Raw genomic sequence first — 25722 nt, 5'->3', positions numbered from 1 at the left:
AAAGGCTTGATCGGCTATGACTGACATCGAACACTGCGACGTCCTGATCGTTGGTGCCGGCATCTCCGGCATCGGTGCTGCCTACTACTTGCAGCGCGAACACCCGGGCCGCCGTTACATGATTCTGGAGGCCCGTAATGCGATCGGCGGCACCTGGGATCTGTTCCGCTACCCGGGAATCCGATCGGATTCCGACCTGCACACGTACGGCTACGAGTTCAAGCCGTGGCGCGACGAGTACGCCATCGCCTCCGCTGACAAGATCCTCGACTACCTACGCGAGACGGTGTCGGAGAACGGGATCGACGGGCATATCCGGTTTCATCACAAAGTGCTGGGGGCAGCCTGGGATTCGAACACGGCCACCTGGACCGTGGACGTCGAGCGGACCAGCCGTGCCGGCGCAGAACCAGAACTCGTGCAGATTTCCGCCAGCTGGCTGTTCTGCGGCGGTGGGTACTACCGCTACGACCAGGGCTACACGCCAGAATTCCCCGGCTCTGAACGCTTCACCGGACAGATCGTGCATCCTCAGCACTGGCCGGAGGATCTGGACTACGCCGGCAAAAAGGTCGTCGTAATCGGCAGCGGTGCCACCGCGGTCACATTGGTCCCGGCAATGGCCGACACGGCCGGCCACGTCACCATGCTGCAGCGCTCGCCGACATACGTGATGCCGGTCCCGGCCAAAGACAAGTTTGCGAATACCGCGAAGCGTTTGCTGGGCGGCGAGCGTGGGTACGCGTTGACGCGGCGCAAGAACATCCTCAAGCAACGCGGAGTCTACGAATTCTGCCAGAGGTACCCGAAAGCGGCACGGGCGGTGATCCGTTGCTTCAACGCCGCCAAACTGCCGTCCGCGTTCCCGGTGGACGTGCATTTCAACCCCACCTACAAGCCGTGGGATCAACGGCTTTGCGCAGTGCCCGACGGAGATCTGTTCACCGCGATCAGGAACGGCAGCGCCTCGGTGGTCACCGACCGCATCGCGACGTTCACCGAGAACGGCATCCTGCTGGAGTCCGGTCGCGAGCTCGACGCCGACATCATCGTGACCGCAACTGGACTGAACATCCAGTTGCTCGGCGGTATGACGCTCACCGTCGACGGTACGCCCGTCAACCTATCGAAAACGGTGGCCTACAAGGGCATGATGCTGTCCGGCGTTCCCAACTTCGTGCTCGCGTTCGGCTATACGAACTCGTCGTGGACGCTCAAGATCGATCTTTTGTGCGAGCATTTCTGCCGGTTGCTGAGCCACATGGACAGCCACGGCTACGACATGGTGTCACCGGTTGCCGATCCGGAGATGGAAACGCTCCCGCTGCTGGATTTCTCGGCAGGATATGTGCAGCGCGCGCTGGACCAGATGCCTCGCCGCGGCGTTGACGGTCCTTGGGTGATGTCGATGAACTATTTCCATGATGTTGCGACTTTGCGCAAAGGTCCCGTGGCGGACCCGCATCTCGAATTTGCGAAGGTCGCGCCGAAGACCCGTTCCGAGGCAGCCTCGAGCTAGCCGGTGAGATCGTCGCGTTCGGCTGCGGCGATCAGGTCTTCGCGGGCGCGTGCCACCCGGGAACGGATGGTGCCGACGGGGCAGCCGCACACCTCGGCGGCTTCGGCGTAGGACAGGCCCAGGACCTGGGTCAGCAGCAGGGCGTGGCGCCGGTCGGGATCCAGGCCGTCGAGCAGGAGGCGGATTTCCACCATCTTCTCGAACCCGCCGACCGGGCGGTAGCTCTCCAGGACCTGCTCGACGTCCACCCCGTGCTGGGTGCGCGGCCGGCTCTGTTTGTGCCGAATCTGGTCGACCACCACGCGGCGGGCGATCGACAGCAGCCAGGTGCGCGCGGAGGAGCGGCCGCTGAACCGGGGCAGCGCGGTGATGGCGCGCATGAACGTCTCTTGGGTGAGGTCGTCGGCCGAACCGGCGTCGCCGAGGTAGGCGACGGTGCGCCAGACGTCGGTCTGGGTGGCCCGGATGAATTGCTCGAGCGCCGCTGAGTCACCGCGGCCGGCGGCGAAGGCCAGCCGCGTAACGTGGTCCTCGCCGCGTTCGGCTATGCCGAGGTCATCGGTCATCGGGCTCTTCGCTGCCTTTCGTTGTTCAGCCACAGTGGCCGTTCACAACTGCCACGCACCGATCTTCTCTGGGGCACAACAGAGATAACAGGGTCGAATGGCCCTACGGCCCGGTAATACGGCGTGGCGCTGCGGCGCCCAGGGCGATGAGTCAGCCGAATCCTGCGGCTGCCCAACGCGCCCGGCCCTATCTGCTCTGGCTCCTCGTCGGCGGGTTGGTGGGGATTGGCGTCTGGGCACTCCAATTCTCTTTGTGCGTATCGTACTTGGCTTTCAGCTAGCACAGACTCCGACTTCGGAACGTCTGTGGCTGGGCTACTTCGAACTTCGACGCTTCGAGACGGTTCGTCGACTTCTGACAATAGCCCTCAGGCGCGGGGGACTTCAGTCCCTAGCGGGAGCGATCGCGCAATGGTCGAATCATTTCAGCTGCTCGGTAGCACCGAAGGAGGTCCGATGAAACCCTGCCGACTACCGATCCCAGACCCGGCCTTCCCGGATTGGCGCTCGCATAGCAGCTGCCGCGACGTCGATCCGATGGTGTTCTACGGCCCCGATCACGAAAGGGCCGCGGCCCGACGCCGACGTGTTGCCAGAGCCAAGGCGATCTGTCATTCATGCCCCGTAAGACAGGTTTGCCTGAGACAATCACTGAGAGTTCCCGAGCAGCATGGGGTCTGGGGTGGGCTTACTCCCGATGAACGTGACGACATCCTCACGGCGTTGTCAGTGATAAACAGCTAGAAGGCAGTTCCGCGACGAAGTGGAATCGGGGGAGTGAGAAAGAGTGTCGACATCTCGGCTCCTGGGGTTTCATACTCCCGTCATCGATTCCCCGACCCGATACTGAAGTCGTGACCCCACAAGCTCACAGCGGTGGACTCGCGGACCACCCACTGATGATCATCGACGTGCAGACCCTCGCAACCGAATTCAAGATCGAAGCCGCCGGGCGTCTTCATGTAGAAAGACAGCATGTTGTCGTTGACGTGCCGCCCCACCGTCGCCGACAACGCAACATTGCGGCGGAGGGCACGATCTAGGCATAGACCCAGATCGTCACTGTTCTCCACCTCGATCATCAAGTGCACAATGCCACTGGCAGGTTGAGCGGGCAGAAATGCCAGGCTGTGGTGGCGGGGGTTCACCCCGAGAAATCGGAGCCACGCCGGTGGCCCGTCGGCGGGCAGTCCCAGCACCTGTGGCGGGAGTCGCATCGAATCGCGCAGTTTGAAACCCAGCACGTCGCAGTAGAAGTGCAGCGACTCGGCGTCATCGAGTGCGGTCAGCACCACATGCCCCAGCCCTTGCTCAGCGGTGACGAACTTGTGCCCGTACGGTGTGACCACCCGACGGTGCTCAAGCGCCACACCGTGGAACACTTCCAAGGTGTTGCCCGAGGGGTCCTGTAATCGGATCATCTCGTCGACACGCCGGTCAGCACGCTCGAGTGGCCCGGCTTCCTCATAGCGCCAGCCCTCTCGATCCAGCGCATCGCGAATATTTCCCAGCGCAGCGGCATTCGCGGCCTCCCACCCGGATACCAGCATGCGGTCATGTGTATCCGGGACGATCACCAGGCGAGTGGGGAACTCGTCCATGCGCAGATACAGCGCGCCCTCAAGGGGGCCGTTGCCTTCAACCATGCCCAGTACCTTCAGGCCGAATTCACGCCAGGCCGCCACGTCGGTGGCCGCGATATGCAGGTACCCGAGCGACCGGATGTTCATCGTCGCCGTTCGTCCGGTCATCTGTCAGACCATCGTGTCGGCCGAGGGCAGGCCGAACTCGTGGTTGCCGAAGATCAGGTAGGCGCGCTCCGGATCGTTGGCAGCGTGCACCCGGCCGGCGTGGGCGTCCCGCCAGAAGCGCTGCACCGGAGCGTCGTTCGATAGTGCCGTGGCACCCGAGGCCTCGAAGAGCCGGTCGATCGAGGCGATCGCGCGGCCGGTGGCGCGGACCTGGTCGCGACGGGCGCGGGCGCGCAACTCGAACGGGATCTCCTTGCCGGCCAGCAGCAGCGCGTACTCGTCGGCAACATTGCCCGTCAGCTGACGCCAGGCCGCGTCGATGTCGCTGGCCGCTTCGGCGATACGGATCTTGGTGAACGGGTCGTCCTTGGCTTTCTCGTTGGCGTACGCAGCGCGCACCCGCCGGCCCTGGTGCTCGACGTGCGCGTGGTAGGCACCGTAGGCCATACCCACGATGGGCGTTGAGATCGTGGTGGGATGAATAGTGCCCCAGGGCATCTTGTACACCGGTGCAGTGTTGGTCTGGCAACCTCCTGCGGTACCGTCGTTCATCGCTCTGAAGGACAGGAAGCGGTGCTCGGGTACAAATACCTCGTCGATGAGGAGGGTGTTGCTTCCCGTGCCACGCAGGCCGACCACGTTCCAAACGTCATCGATGTCATAGTCGGCGCGCGGGATGAGGAAACTGCCGAAGTCGACCGGGCGGCCGTCCTTGATGACCGGGCCTCCTACGAAGGTCCAGCCGGCATGGTTACAACCGGACGACCATTTCCATTCGCCGCTGACCAGATAGCCTCCGTCGACCGCCTTGCCCGAGCCCATCGGGGCGTAGGAGGACGACACACGCGCAGACACGTCGTCGCCCCAGACGTCGTCCTGGGCCCGCTGGTCGAAGAGCGCCAGATGCCAATTGTGCACGGCGAGGATGCCGGCCACCCAACCGGTGGAACCGCAGGCGCTGGCCAGCCGCCGGACCGCTTCGCAGTAAACGGTGGGATCGCACTGCAAGCCGCCCCACTGTTCCGGCTGCAGGAGTTTGAAGAATCCGATCTCTTCGAGTTCCGTCAATGACTGATCGGGGATCGCGCGCAGATTCTCGGTGGCTTGCGCGCGCTCGCGCAGTCGAGGTAGCAGTTCGGCGACCCCGTCGAGAACTGTCTGAGTGTCGCGGATCGCATGGATGCTGCTGTGGTCGTGTGAAATCACTAAACTGCCCTCCCAGGGCTCGGCTGATCGAGACCAGGGGCAGCGGTCTCGGATTTATCGCGAACGGCTGCTGTCGATGTTTCGCGCTTTCGAAGGTTTTCGGCCACTTCTGCGCGCCAGTACTCATTGGCCGCAGTGGTGTCCACCTCGTACTCGAACCGATCAGTCATCTCCGGAGTGACATCGGCGGCGTCGACGTAGAACTGTTCATACCATCGTCGCAGCTGATAGACCGGTCCGTCCTCTTCCACGAGAAGCGGATTGTCGATGCGGGTCTTGTTCTTCCAGATCTCGACGTCCTGCAGGAAGCCCTGGCTGACACCGTCGGTGAACGCACGCAACAGCAGGTCGGTGGCCTCGTCGCTCAGACCTTGTGGGCGGCGAACCATTATTCCCCATTGCAGTACAAAGGAATCCGGAGTCACCGGGTAATGGCAGTTGACCAGGATGGCTTCCACTTCGTACCCGCCGTAGCTGTTGTGCAGCCGGTTGATCATGAACGACGGCCCGAAGTAGGAAGCCTCGGAATCGAGGATCTGCTCGCCCGCATAGTGCGAACCGCCCAAGTTGACGTCGGGCCTGCCGATCGTCCGAAGGTACTGGGATGCTACCTGGCCTTCGAACACATTCTTGAAATACGTCGGAAACCCGAAATGGATGTAGTAGAAGTGCGCCATATCGACGATGTTGTCGACGATCTCGCGGCAATTGGAGCCGATGACCTCAGTGCGCCAGGACCATTCCGTCCAACCCTCGTCCTGAAACTCCGGAATGTCGGGGATGTCCAGATGCGGCGACGGCGCACTGCCTTCGGGGTCATGCCAAACGAACAAGAGACCTGCACGAATACTCGATAACCACACACGTGTACGTGCAAGTCGGGGAGCACGCTTCGCATACGGGACCTGAGTACAGCGGCCATTGCCGGCCCACCTCCAATCATGGAAAGGACATGCGACGGCATCACCTTTGATCGCGCCTTGCGAGAGGTCACCACCAAGATGTCGGCAGTACGCGTCGAGGACGTGCACCGCACCCTCACTGTCGGCGAAGACGACCAACTTCGTTCCGAACGCGGTGATCGAGTGCGGCTTGCCGTCGATGAAGTCCGACACCATTCCGAGGCAATGCCAGCCCCGGGCAAATCTCGTCGGCGTCGTTCCGACATCGATCTCACGCACCGCAGCACCAGTCGAATCTTTGGACAAAACGGTCACCTCCAGCTACCTCAGGAAAAACGAGAACACGTTCCTTAATTCGCTGGGTTGTCACACTAAGCGCAGGCTGGAGCTATAAGATAGGGACGAAGGTCCCTAGTTTGAATCGTCTCGCTTCCGCCAGCTACGGGTCGCGCCATCGGACCCGGTCCTGTTGGCGTGCAGTGATTTCAGTGATGCCATCACCGAAGTCGGTTGGTATGCAATACGTTTGGTGGAGCGTAGGCCGAGCTAAGGACCAAAGGCCCTTTTCTGCACCCATGTCCACGGCAATAGTGGTGTGCACTGCTGCATCGCCCGGTCCGAGAATGTAGGGAGCCGTCCGCCATGGTCAATCTGAATATCGCGCGAGGCTTTGATCCCCTCGACGCCGAGCGCAACCTGTCGGGTCTGCCGATTGCCGAGCTTGCGGAGCTGCGACGGACCGAACCGGTCCATTGGGTTGATGTGCCCGGCGGAACCGGTGGGTTCGGGGATAACGGCTACTGGCTGGTGACCCGGCACGTCGATGTGAAGGAAGTGTCGAAGCGCAATGACGTCTTCGGCACCTCCCCGGACGGCGCGATCCCGGTGTGGCCGCAGTCCATGACCCGTGAGGCGATTGACTTGCAGCGCAATGTTCTTCTCAACATGGACGATCCACAGCACGCCCGGCTGCGCAACATCATCTCGCGCGCGTTCACCCCGCGCGCGCTGGCGCGACTCGAAGACGAGCTGAACTTCCGCGCGCAGCAGATCGCGAAGGCCGGCGCGGCGTCGAACACCGGCGACTTCGTCGAACAGGTCGCCTGCGAGCTACCGCTCCAGGCCATCGCCGAGCTACTCGGTGTGCCACAAGACGACCGCGACAAGCTGTTCCGCTGGTCCAACGAGATGACCGCCGGCGATGATCCCGAGTACGCCGACGTCGATCCCGTGGCCTCGTCCCTCGAGCTGATCACCTACGCCATGAAGATGGCAGAGGATCGGGGTAAGAATCCGACCGACGACATCGTGACCAAGCTCGTCCAAGCCGACATCGATGGTGAGAAGCTCACCGACGACGAATTCGGCTTCTTCGTCATCATGCTTTCGGTCGCGGGCAGCGAGACCACCCGCAATTCGATCACTCACGGCATGATCGAGTTCTCTCACAACCCGGACCAATGGCAGCTGTTCAAGCGTGAGCGCCCCAAGACCGCCGCTGACGAGATCATCCGGTGGGCGACTCCGGTGTCGGCATTTCAGCGCACCGCCCTCGCGGACGTCGAGCTTCATGGCGTGCACATCGCGAAGGGCCAGCGGGTCGTGATGTCGTATCGTTCGGCCAATTTCGACGAGGAAGTCTTCGACCACCCGCATACGTTCGACATCCTGCGGGATCCCAACCCGCACCTAGGGTTCGGCGGCACCGGGGCGCACTACTGCATCGGTGCGAACCTGGCCCGGATGACGATCAACCTGATGTTCAACGCGATCGCCGATCACATGCCCGATCTCAAACCGATCGGTGCGCCCGAACGCCTGAAGTCCGGCTGGCTCAACGGCATCAAGCATTGGCAGGTTGATTACGGGGGCCACTGACGCCGTCCAGGCGAAAATCGCCTGGCCTCAATCCATTTGTCCTGACTCCATCGAAAGGCTGTTTGTGCAGGTCACCAGCGTCGGGCATGCCGGCTTCCTGATCGAGACCAAGGCGGGAAGCATTTTGTGCGACCCCTGGGTCAACCCCGCCTACTTCGCCTCCTGGTTCCCGTTCCCCGACAACAGCGCACTGGACTGGGACACCCTCGGTGACGTCGATTACCTCTACATCTCACACCTGCACAAGGACCACTTCGACCCGGAAAACCTGCGCCGCCACGTCAACAAGGACGCGATGGTGTTGCTGCCCGACTTCCCGGTACCCGACCTGCAACGCGAACTGCAGGCACTGGGCTTTCACCGGTTCTTCGAGACCACCGACTCGGTCAAACACACCGTGCGCGGCCCCAAGGGCGACCTCGACGTGATGATCATCGCGCTGCGCGCCCCCGCCGACGGCCCGATCGGCGACTCAGGCCTCGTGGTGTCGGATGGCGTCACCACGTTCTTCAATATGAACGACTCCAGGCCCGTGGATCTCGGAATGCTGGACACCGACTTCGGCCAGATCGACGTACACATGCTGCAGTACTCCGGGGCCATCTGGTACCCGATGGTCTACGACATGCCGGCCCGGGCCAAAGAAGCCTTCGGCATCCAGAAACGCCAGCGCCAGATGGACCGGTGCCGCCAGTACATCGCCCAAGTCGGCGCCACCTGGGTGATCCCCTCGGCCGGCCCGCCCTGCTTCCTCGACCCCGAACTGCGCGACCTCAACGACGACCACGGCGACCCGGCCAACATCTTCCCCGACCAGGTCGTCTTCCTCGACCAGATGCGCCGCCACGGCCACGACGGCGGCCTGCTGATGATCCCCGGCAGCACCGCCGATTTCACCGGTCACACCTGAATTCGCTGACCCACCCGGTCACCGACCCCGAGACCATCTTCACCACCGGCAAAGCCGCCTACATCCAGGACTACGCCCAGCGGATGGCCCCGGTACTGGCCGCCGAGAAAGCCTCGTGGGCCCCGGCCGCCGGAGAACCCCTGCTGCCCGGACTACGGGCACTGTTCGAGCCGATCATGACCCAGACCGACCAGATCTGCGACGGCATCGGCTACCCGGTCGAACTCCGCCTGTCCGGCCCCGACCACACCGAGACCGTGGTCCTGGACTTCCCCAAACGCCTGGTCCGCGAACCCATCGCCGACGAGAAGTTCCGCTACGGCTTCGCGATCCCACCCGAACTGGTGCGCACCGTACTGCGTGACAACGAGCCCGACTGGGTCAACACCATCTTCTTGTCCACCCGGTTCACCGCCTGGCGCGTGGGCGGCTACAACGAGTACCTCTACACCTTCTTCAAATGCCTCACCGACGAACGCATCGCCTACGCCGACGGCTGGTTCGCCGAAGCCCACGACGACTCCTCATCGATCACCCTCGACGGCTGGGAAATCCAGCGCCGCTGCCCACACCTCAAAGCCGACCTGTCCAAATTCGGTGTAGTGGAAGGCAACACGCTCACCTGCAACCTGCACGGCTGGCAATGGAACCTGGAGAACGGCAAATGCCTCACCACCAAGGGCCACGACCTCAGACACACACCGTGACGTGCACTGATTGTCATCCAGCAGCGCCGGCAATCGTCAGTGCGGCGACCGCTCGGGTGGCTGTACCAATACACGCCGGCACCCCGATGCCATCCAGATATCCTCCCGCTACGGCCAGTGTCGGCGGTAGACCGCTTCGCAACTGGGTGACCAGCTCCTGGTGGCCTGGCTGATACTGGGGCATCGCGTCGATCCAGCGGTGCACGTGAAAGTCGACGGGCGCCACGTCAATACCGAAGATGGTGCCAAGATCCTCTCGCGCCCAGCGCAGCAGGTCGTCATCGCTGGCGTCGTGGGCCAGTTTGTCGCCCAGCCGGCCGAACGACAGGCGCACCAGCTCGACGTCGCCGCGCCGTCCCCATTTCTGCGACGACAGGGTAATCGCCTTGCAGCGTAGCTTTTCTCCCGTAGCCACCAACACTCCCGACGTCCGGGGCAGAGCTGTGCCGACCGGGAGCGCCAGGCCCACCACGGCCACCGACGCGACGGGTATGTCGCGTGCGGCCGCCGCGCTGTGCGGCGCGAGGTGTTCGATCAACGGCGCCAGCCGGGGCGCCGGAACAGCCAGCACAACCGCATCCGTCGACCAGCGAGCGCCCTCGTCATCAAGGACCTCCCAGCCGGCTGCGGCACGGCCCACGCGCTGAACACCCGCCCGGACCCAACGGGCCCCCGACTGGCGATGCAGTTCGTCGATGAGCACCGAGTAGCCGCCCTGCACCGCACCGAATGCCGACCCGGAAATAGTTGGGGACAAGCCTCTTCGGGCCGCCTCGGTCAAGCTCGTCGCGCCGCGGTCGAGGGCGGCTGCCACGGCTGGAGCGGCGGCGCGCAACCCGATGTTCGCCGCCGAGCCCGCATACACCCCGGCCAGCAGGGGGTCCACCGACCTGGCCACCACCTGCTCGCCGAACCGATCGCCGACCAGTTCCGCCACGGTGGGGTCAGCGCCGACGCGCCAGACCAGCGGGCGGATGCGTTCGTCGAGCACTTGGGCGATCGATGCGTTGTCGACCAGGTCGAGCATCGACGATGCCATCGTCGGGATCCCTTGCACAGTGCGCTGCGGCAAGGGGTGCAACTCGCCGCAGCTGTAGAGCGACGGTTGCACACCGGTGGTCTGGATCTGCCTGTCGGCCAACCCCATCTCGGCCAGCAGTGCCGACATTTCGGGCCTGCGGGTGATGAACGCCTCGGCGCCGATGTCGAATGGCTGTCCGCCGAGACACTCAGTGCGCAGAATTCCGCCGAGCCGATCAGCGCCGTCGAACAGCGTGATCGACACGTCCGGACCGACGGACCTCCGAATCCGGTAGGCCGCTACCAGACCCGAGATCCCGCCACCGACAATGCAATAAGAAAGGCTCATCAGCAGCTTCCTTGTCTGCGGATACCGCCGCCAAGTCCGGCGGTGCTACCAGTTCCAGTCGTCGTCGGTGGTAGTGACCGCGGTTCCGATGACGTATGCGTTGCCGCTGCCAGAGAAGAAGTCGTGGTTCTCGGCTGCACCTGGATCAAGCGCGGACAAGATCTCCGCGGGAGCCTGGCTGTCGGCGCCTGCGAACAGCGGGTCGAAGCCGAGGTTGGCGAGGGCCTTGTTGGCGTTGTAGCGCATGTATGGCAGCACTGGATCTGTCATGCCCAGCGGATCGTACAGATAGTGGGCGTAGTCAGTTTCGTTGTCGAAGAGTTCTGTGAGCATGGCGTAGGCGAATTCGCGCAGTTCATTTTGCCGCGACGTCGTTTCGTAGCGGAATCCACGTTGGAATTTGTAGCCGATGTAGTACCCGTGCACGGCCTCGTCGCGAATGATCAGCCGGATGATGTCGGCGGTATTGGGCAGGATCGAGTGGGCTGCCCAGTGCAGCGGCAAGTAGAAACCGCTGTAGAACATGAACGATTCCAGCATGACCGAGCTGATCTTCTTCTTCAGTGCGTCGTCACCGCGGTAGTAGTCGTGCACGATGTGCGCTTTGCGTTGCAGGTAGATATTGCTGCGGGACCACGCGAACGCATCGGAGATCTCGCGTGTCGAACACAGGGTGGAGAAGATGGAGCTGTAGCTCTTGGCATGAACCGACTCCATGAACGCCATGTTCGTGTAGACGGCCTCTTCGTGTGGGGTGAGTGAATCTGCGAGCATCTCAATACATCCCACAGTCCCTTGCATGGTGTCGAGCAATGTGAGGCCGGTGAACACCCGCACGGTAAGCAGTTTCTGAGCATCACTGAGGGTGTTCCAGCTCGCCAGGTCGTTGGACAACGGCACCTTCTCCGGGAGCCAGAAGTTGGCCGTCAACCGATTCCAGACGTCGATGTCCCGTTGGTCGGTGACGGCGTTCCAGTTGATCGCTTCCAGAGGCTCCATCAACGGCTCGCCCGCACTCGGGGTGATCATGGTTCGTTGTTGTGGCCGACGTGAGCTTCACGGCGCATCCGCTCGACCATGTGCGGGTAGTGCAGTTCGAATGCGGGACGCTCCGAACGGATCCGGGGCAACTCGGTGAAGTTGTGCCGCGGCGGCGGGCAGGAGGTGGCCCACTCCAGCGAATTGCCATGGCCCCAGGGGTCATCGACGGTGACCGGCTCGCCGTAGCGCCAGCTCTTGAACACGTTCCACACGAACGGCAACACCGAGATACCGAGGATGAACGAACCGAAGGTGGACACCACGTTGAGTGTGGTGAAGCCGTCGGTGGGCAGGTAGTCGGCGTAGCGGCGCGGCATGCCCTCGTCACCGACCCAGTGCTGCACCAGGAAGGTGGCGTGAAAACCGATGAAGGTCAGCCAGAAGTGCACTTTTGCCAGCCGCTCGTCGAGCAGACGTCCGGTCATCTTCGGGAACCAGAAGTACACGCCGGCATAGGTGGCGAACACGATGGTGCCGAACAGGGTGTAGTGGAAGTGTGCCACGACGAAATAGGTTTCGGTGACGTGGAAGTCGATCGGCGGGCTGGCCAGCAGCACGCCGGACAGACCGCCCAGCAGGAAGGTGACCAGGAAGCCGATCGAAAACAGCATCGGGGATTCGAAGGTGAGTTGGCCCTTCCACATGGTGCCGATCCAGTTGAAGAACTTGATGCCGGTGGGCACGGCGATCAGGAAGGTCATGAAGGAGAAGAACGGCAGCAGCACGGCACCGGTGGCGTACATGTGGTGCGCCCACACCGCGACCGAGAGGGCCGCGATGCTGATGGTGGCGTACACCAGGGTGGTGTAACCGAAGATCGGCTTGCGGCTGAACACCGGAATGATTTCGGATACGACACCGAAGAACGGCAGGGCCAGCACGTATACCTCGGGGTGGCCGAAGAACCAGAACAAGTGCTGGAACAGCATGAGGCCGCCGTTGGCAGGATCGTAGATGTGCGCGCCGAGCCGGCGGTCGGCGGCCAGGCCGAACATCGCGGCGGTCAGCAAGGGGAACACGATCACCACCAGCATGGAGGTGATGAGGATGTTCCAGGTGAAGATCGGCATCCGGAACATCGTCATTCCCGGTGCGCGCATGCAGACCACTGTCGTGATCATGTTGACCGCGCCGAGAATTGTGCCCAGACCGCCCACCGCGATACCCAGAATCCAGAGGTCCGCGCCGACTCCGGGGGAGTGGATCGCATCGCTGAGCGGCGTGTAAGCCGTCCAGCCGAAGTCTGCGGCACCGCCGGGGGTGATGAAGCCGCCGAGGGCGATCAGCGCGCCGAATAGAAACAGCCAGTACGACAAGGAATTCAGCCGCGGGAATGCCACGTCCGGTGCGCCGATCTGCAGCGGCAGCACCAGGTTGGCGAACCCGAACACGATCGGGGTGGCGTAGAACAGCAGCATCACCGTGCCGTGCATGGTGAACAACTGGTTGAACTGCTCGTTGCTCAAGAACTGCAAGCCGGGTTCGGTCAGTTCGGTGCGCATCAGGAGTGCCATCACGCCACCGATCCCGAAGAACGTAAAGCAGGTGACGCAGTACATGATGCCGATCAGCTTGTGATCGGTCGTGGTGATGAGCTTGTAGATCAGGTTGCCCTTAGGGCCTGTCCGCGCCGGAAACGGACGGCGTGCCTCGAGTTCTCCGATTGGAGGGGCTTCGGCAGTCACTAACAAATCTCCTCTCGATACCCACACCCACGCGCCGACGAACGGCGCTTCGCACAAGGTGCCCGGTTGGCTACCACTGTTTCTCGCGCAGTCCCGGTCAGGAAGGGCCATAAGTCACCTATCGAGAGGCGCTGTCGAGGAATCGGACAGAAATCCCGTGCAGCAAAGGGTCTTTCGTCCTCGATTTGACGCTGAAGGTCCCCAAAGAATCAGACCATCAAGCGGTCTTTGTCCCCTGGCCATAGTTCGGGGTGCCTGTGCACGATGGAAACGCCGGGATTCGACACAGGGAGGTTTCTGTTGACGCACTTCACCTTCGGCGCCGGACGTTGTTGGATCGTGCGGGCGCTGGGTGCCAACCCCATAATCCGGCTCACTGACCGAGTGGAAGCTGTCGGGGCCGTCCTGGTCATCATCCTCATCTTGATCGCCACGGCCATCACCGGCGCCATCGGCACCGCCGTCCATGACAGCCGATCTCACCTGTACGCCGAACAGGCCGCCAGTGGCCACACCGTGCAGGCTCGCGTGATGGCCCGGACAAGAGCGGCTGTCGGAACGACAGGTAGACAGTTCGAAACCGATGCTCGCTGGCCAACCCCCTCAGGAGAGCGTTCTGGTTCAGTTGTTCTCAGCCACCCGGCCGCAGAGGGCGATCAGGTCGAGATCCTGGTCGATCCCACCGGCCGGCAGGTGCTCCCACCGCCCCCTCGCTGGCAGGCCGGTGTCGATGCGGTGTCGATCGGGGTTGCCGTGTGGCTGGTGTTTGTTGGCGTGATAGGCCTGGCAGCCGCACTGGCGCAGCAATGGTTGATGCGTCTGCGTTATCGAAAGTGGGATGCCGAGTGGCGCTTGCTGAAAAGCGATACCGGTGGACTGAGCGATACGCAGCGCTGACGGCGTCGGGGCCCGAGGCCAGACGGAAGGGTAATCCGATGGATGCAGACGTTATCGTCATCGGCGCTGGTGTGGCGGGTCTGGCCGCCGCCCATGAATTGACCAGGCGGGGCAAGAAGGTCGCTTTGGTCGACCAGGAAGGCCCCGCCAACGTGGGCGGGCAAGCTTTCTGGTCACTCGGTGGAATCTTTTTGGTCAACAGCCCTGAACAACGGCGGCTCAGGGTGCGAGACAACGTTGAGCTCGCCTGGGATGACTGGCAGGGAAGCGCCCAGTTCGATCGTCTTGACGACCAAGACCTTTGGGCGAGGAGATGGGCCCGTGCCTATGTGGAATTCGCGGCTGGAGAACTGCGTCCGTGGCTGGCCGGTCACGGTGTGAGGTTCCTGCCCACCGTGGGGTGGGCAGAGCGCGGCGATCTGTGTGCGAGCGGACACGGCAACTCGGTACCGCGATTTCACATCGCCTGGGGCGCCGGTCCCGGTTTGGTGGCACCGTTTGTCAACCTGGCCAAGCAGGCCGAGCTAAACGGACACCTACGGTTCTACCACCGGCACCGCGTCGATGAGCTGATGGTCAACTCCGGAGCGGCTATCGGCGTGCGTGGCACGGTGCTCGCGCCCGACACGTCGCCTCGAGGCGTCTCCACCAATCGAGATCCGCAGGGCGAGTTCGAACTCACCGCCGCAGCGGTCATCGTCGCAGCCGGCGGGATCGGTGGGAACGAAGAGATGGTGCGTCGGTTCTGGCCGAAAACACTTGGTAGTCCGCCGAAGAACATGATCACAGGGGTGCCCGCGTACGTCGACGGCCGCATGCTCGACATTGCTGCCGATGCCGGTGTGCGATTGGTCAACCGCGACCGCATGTGGCACTACACCGAAGGGGTACGTGACTGGAGTCCGGTCTGGCCCCACCACGCAATCCGCATCCTCCCCGGCCCGTCGCCCATGTGGTTCGATGCCCGGGGCCGACGACTGCCCGAACCGTACCTGCCGGGGTACGACACCAGAGGCACTCTGCGCTACCTGCGCACACGGCCTGACATCGCCGAATACGACCATTCGTGGTTCATACTCAACCAGAAGATCATCGAAAAAGAGTTCGCCCTATCGGGTTCCGAGCAGAACCTCGACATCACCGACAAGAGCGTCCGGGCCGTTGTCCGCGACCGCCTGCTCAACACCAAGGCGCCCAGGGCGGTCGAAGCATTCAAACGTCATGGTGCGGACTTTGTGGTTGCCAGGGAACTCGGACAGCTCGTGGCGGCCATGAACCGGATGACCGGTGAGCCGCTGCTGGACGCGTCCCTGATCCGGGCACAAATCGAGGCGCGTGATCTACAGGTGGCAAATCCGTTCAGCAAGGACGCACAAGTACAAGGTATCCACAACTCACGACGTTATGCCGGAGACCGCTTGACCCGCACCGCCGTTCCGCACCGAATCCTGGACCCCAAGGCAGGGCCATTGATCGGTGTGCAACTACACATCATGACGCGAAAGACATTGGGTGGTATTCAAACAGATCTGCAATCGCGTGCTCTCGGACTGGACGGGCGGCCGATCGACGGTCTCTATGCGGCCGGAGAAGTCGCCGGCTTCGGAGGCGGAGGACTTCACGGTTACAACGCACTGGAGGGGACATTCCTCGGCGGTTGCCTGTTCACCGGCCGCACGGCCGGACGCGCCGCAGCAAAAGCACTGTGAGATCCGACTACCGGAAAGCGCGTGGCTTTGTGCGGCTTTTGCCGGTCAAGCAAGTCTCTCTGCATTTCGAGCTGCGCGACTGAGCCGGCGCTCCTTGGCCGCGTCGAACTTGACACAGGACTCTTCGAGCTTCTCGACCAAGACACCCAGATCGTCCCGTGCCCGCGCTCCTTCGCCGGTGAAATCCTCGCGTTCGAAGATGCGCCACTTCCTGAGCTGTGGCATCACGATCTCCTCCAGGTGGACACGCGGTTCGTAAATACCGCCAACCGCAATGGTGACCGCCTTGCGGCGAAACGATGGAATCGTGTAACCGGGCATAGTGAAGTTGTCGAGAATCCGGAAGACCGAAGCGATAGCTTGATTCGGCGCCAGTTCGAAGCCAGCCGCGGAGATGTCGCGGTAGAAAAGCATATGCAGGTTCTCGTCAGCCGAAACTCGTTGCATCAGTTGATCGGCAATCGGATCATTGCACGCCTTACCGGTATTGCGGTGTGAGACCCGGGTAGCCAGTTCCTGGAAGCTCACGTAGAGGACCGAGTCGAGGAGGCTGTCGGCAAAAAGGGTGCCCTGCTGGTTCTGGCCGGGGGAGAAGCCGCGGGTGATCTGCTCGACCCGCAGCTCTTCGAGCTCGATCGGGTCGGCGGCACGCGTCACCACGAGGTAATCCCGCAGCGCCACGCTGTGCCGGTTCTCTTCGGCTGTCCACCGGTTGACCCACTGCCCCCAGGCCCCGTCCATGCCCATGTTCATCGCTATTTCGCGGTGATAGGAGGGCAGGTTGTCCTCGGTGAGGAGGTTGACCATCAAGGCGAGCCTGGCAACTTCCGACAACTGCGACTGCTCGGGGTGCCAATCCTCGCCGCCCAATGCGTAGTAGTTCTTGCCGTCCGACCACGGAATGTAGTCGTGAGGATTCCACTCCTTCATCATCGACAGATGTCTGTTGAGCAGGCGCTCTGCCACCGGTTCCAACTCATGCAGCAATCGCAGATCGTTCGAGTCCTTCGGCAAGATCACTCCTGAGTCCGTAACTGTAACTTGCAGTTTCATTCAACTGGTCACGCCGCAACGCCGGTAGGGACTTTTGTCATCGCTCATATTTGGAGAAGCCCGTTGGCGGTACGGCACAACGAGGTACGCCAGACCTCACCGCGCACACTGGTGTATCTCCGTGTCAGATCAGGCCTTTCGGCCCTGGCGCTGGTATGTCACACGGGGTAATCAGGAACCATGCCGCACGCGTGCTACCCAAAAAGACGGTGGCAAAGGCGCGACAATGGCGCCCCCGACCATCGGCCCCGTTTCTCCCTCAGGGATTGGGCATTGCTCACCACCGCGGCGGTCGCCGTGGCCTCGCTCTCAGGCACGGCGGGGTGGGAGCTGAACCACCACCTCAATGACGCGGGCACCTCCGCGGCAGCGGAGGCGCAGTGGCTGATCAAGTTGGTGAATCTGGCCGCCCAGTTTCCCTCCGGGTTCCACTTGACCTTTCCCGGTGCCACGGACGCCACCGAGCAATCTCTTCGTAGACCGGAGGCTCTGACGCGAGGGGCCACCGTCATACCGGCAAACTGCGCCAACCCGGCGGAGCGGGACAGCGACGCGTCGCCGCCCGCAGGGGCCGTCCTCGACAGCCTCGCCGGAACGACTCAGGACCGCCTGCTGGAAGTCACCGCTTTGGTGTCTCCTGAGCCCATACCGGTCCGAGATTCACCGCCACACTGCGATGCGGTGGTGTTCTACCGGGCCGGCGTCATCCAAGGCTTTACCGGCCCGGTGGAGCTACCCCCGTTGCCGGACGGGGTAGTGGTGAAATCGAGCCAGGCAGTGCGGGTCCGGTACACGATCACAGACGGCACCGGCCCCAGCACCGAGACCGTCCGTTATGTCTACCGCGCACTGCTCGATGACCTGCACTCCGTCACGGTCACTTTCACCGGCCGGCTCAACCCCGGGCCACGGGATGACATCGACCCGACTCCGGCCAACGACCTCTTCACCCGCGCGTTGGCGACGCTGCGAACACCCTGACCGGCTACGCACAACGTTGTGGCAGAACCAGTTCCGCCGACGCGCCGATCAGTAGTCGAGCTCAAACCACGGGGTTGGCCTCAGCGGCGTAGACACCGAGCAGGTCACGGGCGGACACGATGCCCACCAAAACACCAGCGCGCTCTACCAGGATGTGCCGGATATGCCGGTCGGTCATCCGAACCGCCACTTGCTCGACGGTGTCGGACGACTCGCACCAGACCAGGTTGGTGCTGGCCACGTCGATGGCAGGGACCGAGACTGGGTCCTGATGAGCGGCGATGACACGGATGGCGTCACGTTCGCTCACCAGCGCCGTGGGCCGCTCCTGATCGCCAACCACCACGGCACCGATCCCCGCCTCGGCCATGGCCTCCGCGGCTGCTGCGACTGTCGCGTCGGCCGGCACCCGAACCACTGCATCACCGATGAGATCCGCGACAGAGATCAAACCAGCTGAGGGAACATTGACCATGGCACGATCGTGGCACCGTATCCCGGCTGCGAATAGGGACTTAGGTCTTCTGATCGGCGGTCTGCAACGTTATGCCGAGATAGGACATTCGTATCTTTCGAGGGGGACTAAAGTCCTCTCGCCTTCGTAATCGACGTCACCGACACTTGCATTGTGGGAGTGTCAATCATCGCCTCGGGTGCTACGAAGTGCCTGGCAACCGGCCAGGGCGCTCCGCGTATGCCAATCGACGTCGGAATGAGCTTGCGATGCATAAAACTAACGTTGTGCGGATCTGGACTTCGCTGACGAGTCGTGCCCGAGACCAGGCCGGCGCGCTCTCTCCTCATCTGGCATGTTCGACCTGCGCCGCGGAACTCGGCGTCAGCGGTGCGAGCCTGCTGCTCACCGCGGGCCGCAACACGCTCGAGCTGGCGTCCACCACAAGTCAGCGGGTTCGCGAACTCGAGGAGCTGCAGGCCAGGGCCGGTGAGGGGCCTGGCATTGATGCGCTGGAATCGGGTTGGCCCATTCTTGCCGAAGATCTTGCATCCACCAGAAGTAGGCGTCGCTGGCCGACGTTTGCCGCCGAGGCGGTCAGTCGGGGAGTGCACGCGATGTTCAGTCTTCCGCTGGCGTTGGGAGCCGTGCCGCTGGGCGTGTTCGACCTCGTCCATGACACTCCGGGCGAACTGGAACACACGCAGTTGCTCGACGCCCTGCTGTATGCCGACACCGCGCTCGCACTGGCGATCGATGTCCGCAGTGGTATTACCGCACCGCTCGGTGTGGGCGTCGACCCTGGAGCAGAGCCGGCTCTGTGGCGTTCGGAAGTCCATCAGGCGATTGACATGGTTGCCAATCAGTTGGGCGTCACCGTCGTGGAAGCACTAGTCCGCTTGCGCGCATATGCCTTCGACCACCAGTTGACCCTTGTCGATGCCGGCCGGGCGGTGGTTGAACACCGAATCCCTGCTGGCCGGGTGGCAGCTGAAATCTTCTCCGCCGCTGGGGGAGAACCAGGATCGGGGTGACTGGGATACGTTGGCGCGCCGCATTTCTGACTTGAGGTCGAAAGTCCCTACCCGGGCTGCTTCCCGCCGACGTACGTTGGCGATGTGGCGTCCGCTGCGCGACGAGGCCTGCCGGGTGGCGGCAGAGATTCCGAAGTGGAAGCATCGCCACAGAAGTGCTTGGAGGGCCTCATGGTCGATGAACTGTTCTCAGGCTTTGTTGAATTCGGTTGGGGCAGAGCCCCGTGGGACACCGACCCCACGTTCACTCCCGAGGAGATGCGAGTCATTCTCAACCCCGCGCTCTCGGTCACCGAGGCCGCTCACACGATCGGGTGCGCGCGACATGACGTGGCACGAATCCGACGCGACAAGCGTGCCGCATCATCGACAATTTCGCGCAGTCGCCGGCGACCACTGCGGCGCCCCCGCCGAACCGTTTAGGGCCAGAAGGCCCTATTTCGGGCCCCGAGAGCGAACTAGCCTGGCCAGTGCTGCGGCGCCGTTTGTGTCGGGGTCACGGGGGCGCGACGAGGCTGAGAATCCAACTGCCGTCGAAGCCGTCGCGTTGCCGCAGCCGCCCCGCTGCGCGTTCCAGCGGGGCGCCCCTCTACACAGGGAGGCGTATCCGAATGTTGCGCACCGTCTTGCGCACCGTCGCGACGGTATTTGCCGTTATCTTCCCGCTCGGGCTTTTTATCGTGCTGGCAAGGGCTGCACAGCCTAAGCGCCTGCTCGAGGCGGGAGGCTGATCACTCGCCCTCGGCACGCAGCGTGATCTCCGAGATGTTCGTGCGGCTCTGCCCATCGACGGTGCCCAACTTCGAAATCCACACCAGCACATTGGACGTTTCCGTCTGATCGTCAACGGTGATGGTGTTCTCGCCCGGCCGTAACGCCACATTGGGCGTCAGCTCGATGGTGTCGGACAGACTGCTCGGTTGGGCGGTGTCTGCCGCGCGAATCTGGACTTGTGTTCCGGTGCTGGGCACGTCGACCGTCACCTCGCTCAGAGCCGTTGGCGAGGGAAGCTGAAGTAACAGGCCGACGCCTTGTTTGAAGGCCGGGAACGGCACGGCATCCTGATAAATGTCAGTGGACCACGACGTGTCCGGGTTGCCGTCGATGGCGATCATCGCAACGACCACCGCGACCACGGTCAGAACCAGGACGGTGCGCACCGGACGGGAGGCCAACGCGCGACGGCGGGCACCTGACCTCACCACGACCGTGTTGCGCCGGCGGCGTTGCCGGGTCCCGGCCGAATGATTGACCACCGAATCGGCGAAGAGCGTCCGGTCGTCCCATGGGCCGCTGACCTCCACCACATCCCCGTCGGAGAGTTCGCCGGTGATCGAGTTGCCACGGAGCTCGACCGGCACGACGGTGTGCGCTTGACCGGTCGACTCGTAGCGCTCCACGCGGAACGTCCAGACCTCGTCGTCGCCATCGGTTACGGATGGTGTCTTCTGCACGTCGCGCACGGTCCCGAGGATGGTCAGCATGGCCAACCGCTTGGTCTCCGGTGAGGTGCTCGGCTCGGGGATGTCGGGGATCTCCAGCGGGGCGGTGGGCCCACCAGTACCAGGCGTCACCGGCTGGGGCGCGGTCGACATATCCGTGCTGCCGCCCAGCGCACGGGCGAAGTCCAGGCACCGCGCGTAGCGCTTACCGGGTTGCTTGGCCAGTGCTTTCGCCATCACAGCGTCCAGATGGGCGAGGTCGCGGCGACGCTCGGACAGCCGGGGAGGCGGTGTGTAGAGGTGGTTGCCGGCCTGCACGATGCGACTGACGTCATCGAAGAGAGGCGAGCCGGTCAACAGATGGAAGGCGGTCGCCGCCAGAGCGTACTGGTCTGCTCGGCCATCGAGCGTCTTCCCGGTGAGCTGCTCGGGCGCTACATACGCGACCGTACCGATGGCCACGTCGGTCTCCGTCAGGCCATCCGCGTCGTCGGCTTCGCGGGCGATACCGAAATCGGTGAGCAGTATGCGTCGGCGCGCACTGCCCGACGGGGTCGTGACCAGGATGTTTCCCGGTTTGACGTCGCGGTGCAGCAGGTTCCGTTCGTGCGCGACGTCGAGCGCCTCGGCGACTGCCGTGACGATCTCCACCACATCCTGTAGGGGCATCCCCGAGGGGTGCTGCTCGATCAAGTGCTTGGCGTCAGTGCCCTCGACATAGTCCATCGAGATCCACAGCCGGCCGTCGAACTCGCCCCGGTCGTGCACCCCGACGATGTGCGGATGCCACAACGACGCGGCCAACTCCGCCTCTCGATTGAACCGGGCGCGGAACTCGTCATCGCGTGTGGTGCTCACCGACAGGATCTTGAGTGCATCCAGTCGGGGAAGGCGGGGGTGCTGGGCCAGGTAGACCTCGCCCATGCCACCGGCGCCCAGGAGCCGCTGAATGGTGTATCCGGCGAAGACGTCACCGGCATTGAACGGCATGTTCGCAGCCTACAAAGCAGGGCAAATCGATGGGAATCGACGCGGTATCAGCTGCTGCCGAGAGCATCAGCGAGATCGGGGGGAATTTTGGGGTTTTCGAAGTCCGGGTACCAGCGAGTGATGATCTCGCGTACTGCCAGCTCGGCTTCCAGTTGACAGGCGATGGAAAGGATTCCGGCGATTGCCCGGAACATGAGCGCGTGTTCGGCGGGAATCGTGAGGACCGCGCCGCCGAGGAAGTCCTGCCCTCGAGCGAGCCCTGGCACACGGGGCGCGACACCCTGCAGCCACCGCCGACTGAACTTGAATCGTTGCGCCAGTAGAGGTTCGGTGAACGGCCCGAAGTAAGACATTACGTCCTCTGGCCTCACATCAGTGTCCGAGCTGCTGAAGCCTACTGCATTGAGCGCGCTCGCGAGTTCAGACAACACCAGCGCTTGCAGCTTCTGATCAGGAATATCGGCCAGCTCCACGGAGCGGGCAATTTCCGCCAGCCGGATATCGTCCAGAAATGCCAGCGCGGACCGGTGAACTGTGGCTACGGCACCAAAGTCGATCACTGCCAGCCGACCGTCGGGGGTCAATTGGTAGTTGCCCGCATGCGGGTCGGCATGCATCAACCCGAGCCGCGACATCGATGCTGCGCTGAACTCGAAGAGAAGCCGCGCAGCATGGTTCTTGGTGGCCTGATCGCCGTCACTGATCAACTCTGAGAACGCTTGACCGGTCACCCAATCGGAAACCAGAACTTTGGGTGCCGATGCCACCACTCGGGGAACGAGAAACTGTGGGTCGTGCGCGAAGGCAGCGGCGAATGCTCGCTGGTTGTCCGCCTCGCGCCTATAGTCGAGCTCTTCGGTCATCCGATCGGATAATTCTGCAACCACCGAATGCACGGACAGACCAGGAAACAATGGCTCAGCCAGTCGGCTGAACCGGCGCAGTTGACGCAGGTCGGACAACAGTGCGGTATCGGCGCCCGGGTATTGCACTTTGACAGCCACGGGTCGGCCGTCGTGCCAGACCGCCCGGTGCACTTGGCCGATGCTGGCTGCTGCGACCGGCACGTCGTCGAACTCGGTGAAGCGTTGACGCCAACGTGTGCCCAACTGCGCGTCCAACACACGGTGTATCCGGGCGGTGGCGATCGGCGGTGCTGAGGCCTGCAATCTCGTCAGTGCTTGCCGATACGGTTCGGCGTAACGCTCCGGTACCGCAGCCTCATAGATGCTCATCGCCTGGCCGAACTTCATGGCTCCGCCCTTGAGCTCACCAAGCACTGCGAAGACCTGTTCGGCATTTCGCGTCGACCACTGCTTGGCGATCAGCTCGGCGTCGCCCCCGGCTAACCGCTGACCCCATCCAAGCGCAGCTCGTCCAGCCGCGCCGAGCGGGACCTTCGCCAGCTTTGCGCCACGTCTCGTTGTGCCGCGCGGAACAGACGCCACAGCCTTACCGTGCCATACCTCGGACCCGCGGGTTCCGGTTTCGATGAGCGCGGTGAGCAGTTACTTCAACGTCAAGTGTTCTGTGATGATGGTGCGGGCGAAGCTGATGAGTCGCTGACGGGTGAAGATTTCGGGTTCGGACATCAGCAGTCGGCCCGCCTCCCAGCACAGAGTGAACATGACGTGGGCGGTCACCTCGATATCTGTGGCGGGTGGTAGCGGCGCCTGACGCAGGTAGTTCTCGAGGAGTTGAGTCATCGCGGTGCGCTGACTGTCGATGCGGCGACGCAACTTTGGGGTCGAGCTGTCGACCAGGCTGAAGGCCGCTCGCCAGCGATCAGGCGCCTCGAGTACTACGGTCAGGAAGCCGTCGAGGTAATCGAGGATCGCCTTGCCCGGGTTGTCGGGATGGTCGAATGCCGACAGCAGCGGGGACAGTTGCGCCACCGCGGCTGCCTGCTCCCGATCAAGTGAGGCTCGCAGCAGGTCGTCGGTATCGGTGAAAACGCTGTAGACAACGGGGCGGGTGACGCCTACTTCGCGGGCGACGGTGTCCATGGACACCTTGTGAATCCCCTGCTCGACGATGATCTTCAGGACGGCATCCAGAAGCTGCTCACGACGTTCGGGAGCGGTCATCCGTGGGGCATAGGCCTTGTTGCGTCGGACCGGAGCGCTGGTCACGGTGCCTCCTGATTGTGCACTACCGCCGGTGAGCGGGTTGATTCTTGACATCTCTCAACCACTGGCAAATACTACACTCACTGTAGCTACAATCAATGTAGCTTTTAGGGGGGTCCCAAATGCCGCGTCGCCACTGCATCATCGGAGCGGGGTACACCGGTCTGGCGGTGGCCAAGGCCTACGCCGATCTCGGTCTGGATTACGACCACGTCGAAGCAACCGACGCCATCGGAGGCAACTGGTCGCACGGGGTGTATGACTCCACGTTTCTGATCAGCTCCAAGGACGTCACCGAATACCCCGACTACCCGATGCCGGACCACTATCCGGACTTCCCCAGCGCCGCGCAGATGCGCGACTACTTGCGGGCATTCGCCGCGGAATTCGGACTCGATCGCCGAATCGAATTCGAGACCCTGGTCACCGCGGTCACGCCACTGGACGGCAACGGAATGTCGGGCTGGCGAGTCGAATTCGCGACCGGTGACGTACGGGAGTACACGGGCGTTGTGGTGGCCAACGGGCACTACTGGGACGTCAACGTGCCCTCGTACCCGGGCGAATTCACCGGCAAGCAGATCCATTCCAAGCACTACAAGCGGCCAACCGACTTGGACGGCCCACGGGTGCTGGTGGTGGGGGCCGGTAACTCCGGCTGCGATCTCGCGGTGGAGGCAGCGCTGACTTTCGGGACCGCGGAAATTTCGCTGCGCCGCAGCTATTGGTTCATCCCGAAGTACGTCTTTGGCATCCCCAGCGGAAGATTCGACATCGGGTCGGTGCCGATCCCGAAACTGGTCCAGGAAACCCTGTTCCGATTGATCGTCGCCCTAGGTATGGGGAGCTTCCGCAGCTTCGGGCTGACGAAGCCCGAGCATCGCATTTTCGACCAGGATCTGGTGGTCAACCAGCAGCTGCCGTACTTCCTCAAACACGGCCGGCTCACCATCCGCCCGGAGATCGAGCGATTGGACGGTCGCACCGTGCATTTCACAGACGGCACCAGCGGACGGTACGACACCATCCTGTGGGCAACAGGGTTCAAGACGACGTTTCCGTTCCTTGGTGATGGGCTGCTGGATTTCGAGCGGGGCCAGCCGGTGTTGGTAGGACACACTTTTGCCCGAGGACTTGCGAATCTGTACTTCGCCGGTCTGGTTGCGCCCCGCTCTGGCGCGGGCATGCTGCTGATGAATTCCTCGCGCCTGCTCGCCGAATGCGCACTGCTGCAGCAGCGCCTGGCCACGCCGATCGGCGATCTGTTCGCCCGATTCTCCGAGCCTTCGAGCGAAATACTGGCGGGCGGACCCGAACTGCGCTGGGAGGTTCTCCGTGGCCGGTTCGCGGTCAGGGTGTTGAGCCGGCTGCGCACCGTGCGCTCGCTGCTTCCCGGCCGGTCCTCTGCCACGGCGGCGCCGTATGACGGTGAGCCCGGGACGGACGCGGCCCGCGATCTGCCGCTCCTCGCGGCTGCGCCCTCTATTGACTGATCCGAC

20 protein-coding genes and 1 pseudogene are annotated in these 25722 nt (G+C 63.0%); 9 read left to right on the top strand and 12 right to left on the bottom strand.

Annotated features, from left to right (window positions below; all coding sequences use genetic code 11):
• The first annotated feature begins 16 nt into the window (after positions 1 to 16).
• Positions 17 to 1519, top strand: a complete 1503-nt coding sequence (locus tag K6L26_RS16805; protein WP_221850842.1) for a flavin-containing monooxygenase — start codon at positions 17 to 19, stop codon at positions 1517 to 1519.
• Here K6L26_RS16805 and sigC read toward each other — a convergent pair.
• Complete coding sequence (sigC, locus tag K6L26_RS16800; protein ID WP_047328140.1) at positions 1516 to 2085, bottom strand: RNA polymerase sigma factor SigC; 570 nt, start codon at positions 2083 to 2085, stop codon at positions 1516 to 1518. The genes K6L26_RS16805 and sigC overlap by 4 nt on opposite strands.
• Before the next feature lie 411 nt (positions 2086 to 2496).
• Between sigC and K6L26_RS16795 the strand changes: the two genes are divergently transcribed.
• Positions 2497 to 2829: a WhiB family transcriptional regulator gene (locus K6L26_RS16795; RefSeq protein WP_342394399.1), complete on the top strand. Its 333-nt coding sequence runs from the start codon at positions 2497 to 2499 to the stop codon at positions 2827 to 2829.
• Between the two features lie 80 nt (positions 2830 to 2909).
• On the opposite strand, the gene hsaC is transcribed toward K6L26_RS16795, so the two are convergent.
• Genes hsaC through K6L26_RS16780 form a run of 3 tightly spaced genes read right to left on the bottom strand, consistent with a single transcriptional unit; the run spans position 2910 to position 6250 of the window.
• Positions 2910 to 3815: an iron-dependent extradiol dioxygenase HsaC gene (gene hsaC / locus K6L26_RS16790; RefSeq protein ID WP_221853412.1), complete on the bottom strand. Its 906-nt coding sequence runs from the start codon at positions 3813 to 3815 to the stop codon at positions 2910 to 2912.
• 24 nt (positions 3816 to 3839) lie between these two features.
• Positions 3840 to 5018, bottom strand: a complete 1179-nt coding sequence (gene hsaA, locus K6L26_RS16785) for a 3-hydroxy-9,10-secoandrosta-1,3,5(10)-triene-9,17-dione monooxygenase oxygenase subunit (protein ID WP_435405369.1) — start codon at positions 5016 to 5018, stop codon at positions 3840 to 3842.
• 23 nt (positions 5019 to 5041) lie between these two features.
• Complete coding sequence (locus K6L26_RS16780; protein ID WP_221853410.1) at positions 5042 to 6250, bottom strand: 3-ketosteroid-9-alpha-monooxygenase, oxygenase component; 1209 nt, start codon at positions 6248 to 6250, stop codon at positions 5042 to 5044.
• A 336-nt stretch (positions 6251 to 6586) separates the two neighbouring features.
• Between K6L26_RS16780 and K6L26_RS16775 the strand changes: the two genes are divergently transcribed.
• Together K6L26_RS16775 and K6L26_RS16770 are read left to right on the top strand one after the other, a co-directional pair.
• Positions 6587 to 7822 (top strand): cytochrome P450, encoded by a 1236-nt coding sequence (locus K6L26_RS16775; RefSeq protein ID WP_047041135.1) that lies wholly within the window; start codon positions 6587 to 6589, stop codon positions 7820 to 7822.
• Positions 7823 to 7886: 64 nt separating this feature from the next.
• Positions 7887 to 9439 (top strand): annotated as a pseudogene (locus tag K6L26_RS16770) (Rieske 2Fe-2S domain-containing protein).
• Positions 9440 to 9452: 13 nt separating this feature from the next.
• Here K6L26_RS16770 and K6L26_RS16765 read toward each other — a convergent pair.
• The 3 genes from K6L26_RS16765 to ctaD are packed head-to-tail and all read right to left on the bottom strand — an operon-like array spanning position 9453 to position 13534.
• Complete coding sequence (locus tag K6L26_RS16765; protein WP_221850840.1) at positions 9453 to 10808, bottom strand: protoporphyrinogen oxidase; 1356 nt, start codon at positions 10806 to 10808, stop codon at positions 9453 to 9455.
• A 45-nt stretch (positions 10809 to 10853) separates the two neighbouring features.
• Positions 10854 to 11837, bottom strand: coding sequence for a class 1b ribonucleoside-diphosphate reductase subunit beta (gene nrdF / locus K6L26_RS16760; protein WP_019348900.1), 984 nt, complete (start codon positions 11835 to 11837; stop codon positions 10854 to 10856).
• On the bottom strand, positions 11834 to 13534 hold the full coding sequence (ctaD, locus tag K6L26_RS16755; RefSeq protein WP_064897459.1) for an aa3-type cytochrome oxidase subunit I: 1701 nt from the start codon (positions 13532 to 13534) through the stop codon (positions 11834 to 11836). Before ctaD ends, nrdF begins: the two co-directional genes overlap by 4 nt.
• A gap of 264 nt (positions 13535 to 13798) precedes the next feature.
• Here ctaD and K6L26_RS16750 point away from each other — a divergent pair, with 264 nt between their 5' ends.
• A complete protein-coding gene (locus K6L26_RS16750; RefSeq protein ID WP_435405336.1) occupies positions 13799 to 14431 on the top strand; it encodes an Rv1733c family protein in 633 nt (210 codons plus the stop codon).
• 38 nt (positions 14432 to 14469) lie between these two features.
• Entirely contained in the window at positions 14470 to 16140 is a 1671-nt protein-coding gene (locus tag K6L26_RS16745; protein ID WP_221850839.1) for an FAD-binding dehydrogenase, read from the top strand.
• Between the two features lie 45 nt (positions 16141 to 16185).
• On the opposite strand, the gene K6L26_RS16740 is transcribed toward K6L26_RS16745, so the two are convergent.
• A complete protein-coding gene (locus K6L26_RS16740) occupies positions 16186 to 17193 on the bottom strand; it encodes an acyl-ACP desaturase (protein ID WP_221850837.1) in 1008 nt (335 codons plus the stop codon).
• 273 nt (positions 17194 to 17466) lie between these two features.
• Between K6L26_RS16740 and K6L26_RS16735 the strand changes: the two genes are divergently transcribed.
• Positions 17467 to 18174, top strand: a complete 708-nt coding sequence (locus K6L26_RS16735) for a DUF5642 family protein (protein WP_221850835.1) — start codon at positions 17467 to 17469, stop codon at positions 18172 to 18174.
• 61 nt (positions 18175 to 18235) lie between these two features.
• On the opposite strand, the gene K6L26_RS16730 is transcribed toward K6L26_RS16735, so the two are convergent.
• Positions 18236 to 18649, bottom strand: coding sequence for a CBS domain-containing protein (locus K6L26_RS16730; protein WP_221850833.1), 414 nt, complete (start codon positions 18647 to 18649; stop codon positions 18236 to 18238).
• Positions 18650 to 18837: 188 nt separating this feature from the next.
• On the opposite strand from K6L26_RS16730, the gene K6L26_RS16725 reads away from it, so the two are divergent.
• Positions 18838 to 19662 carry a GAF and ANTAR domain-containing protein gene (locus K6L26_RS16725; protein WP_221850831.1) on the top strand — a complete coding sequence of 275 codons (825 nt, stop codon included), beginning with the start codon at positions 18838 to 18840 and terminating at the stop codon, positions 19660 to 19662.
• A gap of 731 nt (positions 19663 to 20393) precedes the next feature.
• Here K6L26_RS16725 and K6L26_RS16720 read toward each other — a convergent pair.
• From K6L26_RS16720 to K6L26_RS16710, 3 genes are read right to left on the bottom strand one after another with little or no spacing between them, the layout of a single operon-like run.
• Positions 20394 to 22094, bottom strand: coding sequence for a serine/threonine-protein kinase (locus K6L26_RS16720; RefSeq protein WP_221850829.1), 1701 nt, complete (start codon positions 22092 to 22094; stop codon positions 20394 to 20396).
• A 47-nt stretch (positions 22095 to 22141) separates the two neighbouring features.
• Positions 22142 to 23542, bottom strand: a complete 1401-nt coding sequence (locus K6L26_RS16715) for an ABC1 kinase family protein (RefSeq protein WP_221850827.1) — start codon at positions 23540 to 23542, stop codon at positions 22142 to 22144.
• 60 nt (positions 23543 to 23602) lie between these two features.
• On the bottom strand, positions 23603 to 24226 hold the full coding sequence (locus tag K6L26_RS16710; RefSeq protein ID WP_245008604.1) for a TetR/AcrR family transcriptional regulator: 624 nt from the start codon (positions 24224 to 24226) through the stop codon (positions 23603 to 23605).
• A 119-nt stretch (positions 24227 to 24345) separates the two neighbouring features.
• On the opposite strand from K6L26_RS16710, the gene K6L26_RS16705 reads away from it, so the two are divergent.
• Complete coding sequence (locus K6L26_RS16705; RefSeq protein ID WP_221850826.1) at positions 24346 to 25716, top strand: flavin-containing monooxygenase; 1371 nt, start codon at positions 24346 to 24348, stop codon at positions 25714 to 25716.
• Positions 25717 to 25722: the final 6 nt, after the last annotated feature.

Origin of the sequence: Mycobacterium farcinogenes, from assembly GCF_019739075.1 — a bacterium.
In the GTDB taxonomy this organism is placed as follows: domain Bacteria; phylum Actinomycetota; class Actinomycetes; order Mycobacteriales; family Mycobacteriaceae; genus Mycobacterium; species Mycobacterium senegalense.
Note: the sequence above shows the minus strand (reverse complement) of the source record. Positions and strands in the feature narration are given on the sequence as shown.

Coding starts and splice junctions, on each gene's coding strand:
- K6L26_RS16765 (WP_221850840.1), bottom strand. CDS start 10,808: ATGAGCCTTTCTTATTGCATTGTCGGTGGCGGGATCTCGGGTCTGGTA.
- K6L26_RS16750 (WP_435405336.1), top strand. CDS start 13,799: ATGGAAACGCCGGGATTCGACACAGGGAGGTTTCTGTTGACGCACTTC.
- K6L26_RS16795 (WP_342394399.1), top strand. CDS start 2,497: ATGGTCGAATCATTTCAGCTGCTCGGTAGCACCGAAGGAGGTCCGATG.
- K6L26_RS16730 (WP_221850833.1), bottom strand. CDS start 18,649: ATGGTCAATGTTCCCTCAGCTGGTTTGATCTCTGTCGCGGATCTCATC.
- K6L26_RS16745 (WP_221850839.1), top strand. CDS start 14,470: ATGGATGCAGACGTTATCGTCATCGGCGCTGGTGTGGCGGGTCTGGCC.
- nrdF (WP_019348900.1), bottom strand. CDS start 11,837: ATGATCACCCCGAGTGCGGGCGAGCCGTTGATGGAGCCTCTGGAAGCG.
- sigC (WP_047328140.1), bottom strand. CDS start 2,085: ATGACCGATGACCTCGGCATAGCCGAACGCGGCGAGGACCACGTTACG.
- K6L26_RS16775 (WP_047041135.1), top strand. CDS start 6,587: ATGGTCAATCTGAATATCGCGCGAGGCTTTGATCCCCTCGACGCCGAG.
- K6L26_RS16720 (WP_221850829.1), bottom strand. CDS start 22,094: ATGCCGTTCAATGCCGGTGACGTCTTCGCCGGATACACCATTCAGCGG.
- K6L26_RS16805 (WP_221850842.1), top strand. CDS start 17: ATGACTGACATCGAACACTGCGACGTCCTGATCGTTGGTGCCGGCATC.
- hsaC (WP_221853412.1), bottom strand. CDS start 3,815: ATGAACATCCGGTCGCTCGGGTACCTGCATATCGCGGCCACCGACGTG.
- K6L26_RS16705 (WP_221850826.1), top strand. CDS start 24,346: ATGCCGCGTCGCCACTGCATCATCGGAGCGGGGTACACCGGTCTGGCG.
- K6L26_RS16740 (WP_221850837.1), bottom strand. CDS start 17,193: ATGAAACTGCAAGTTACAGTTACGGACTCAGGAGTGATCTTGCCGAAG.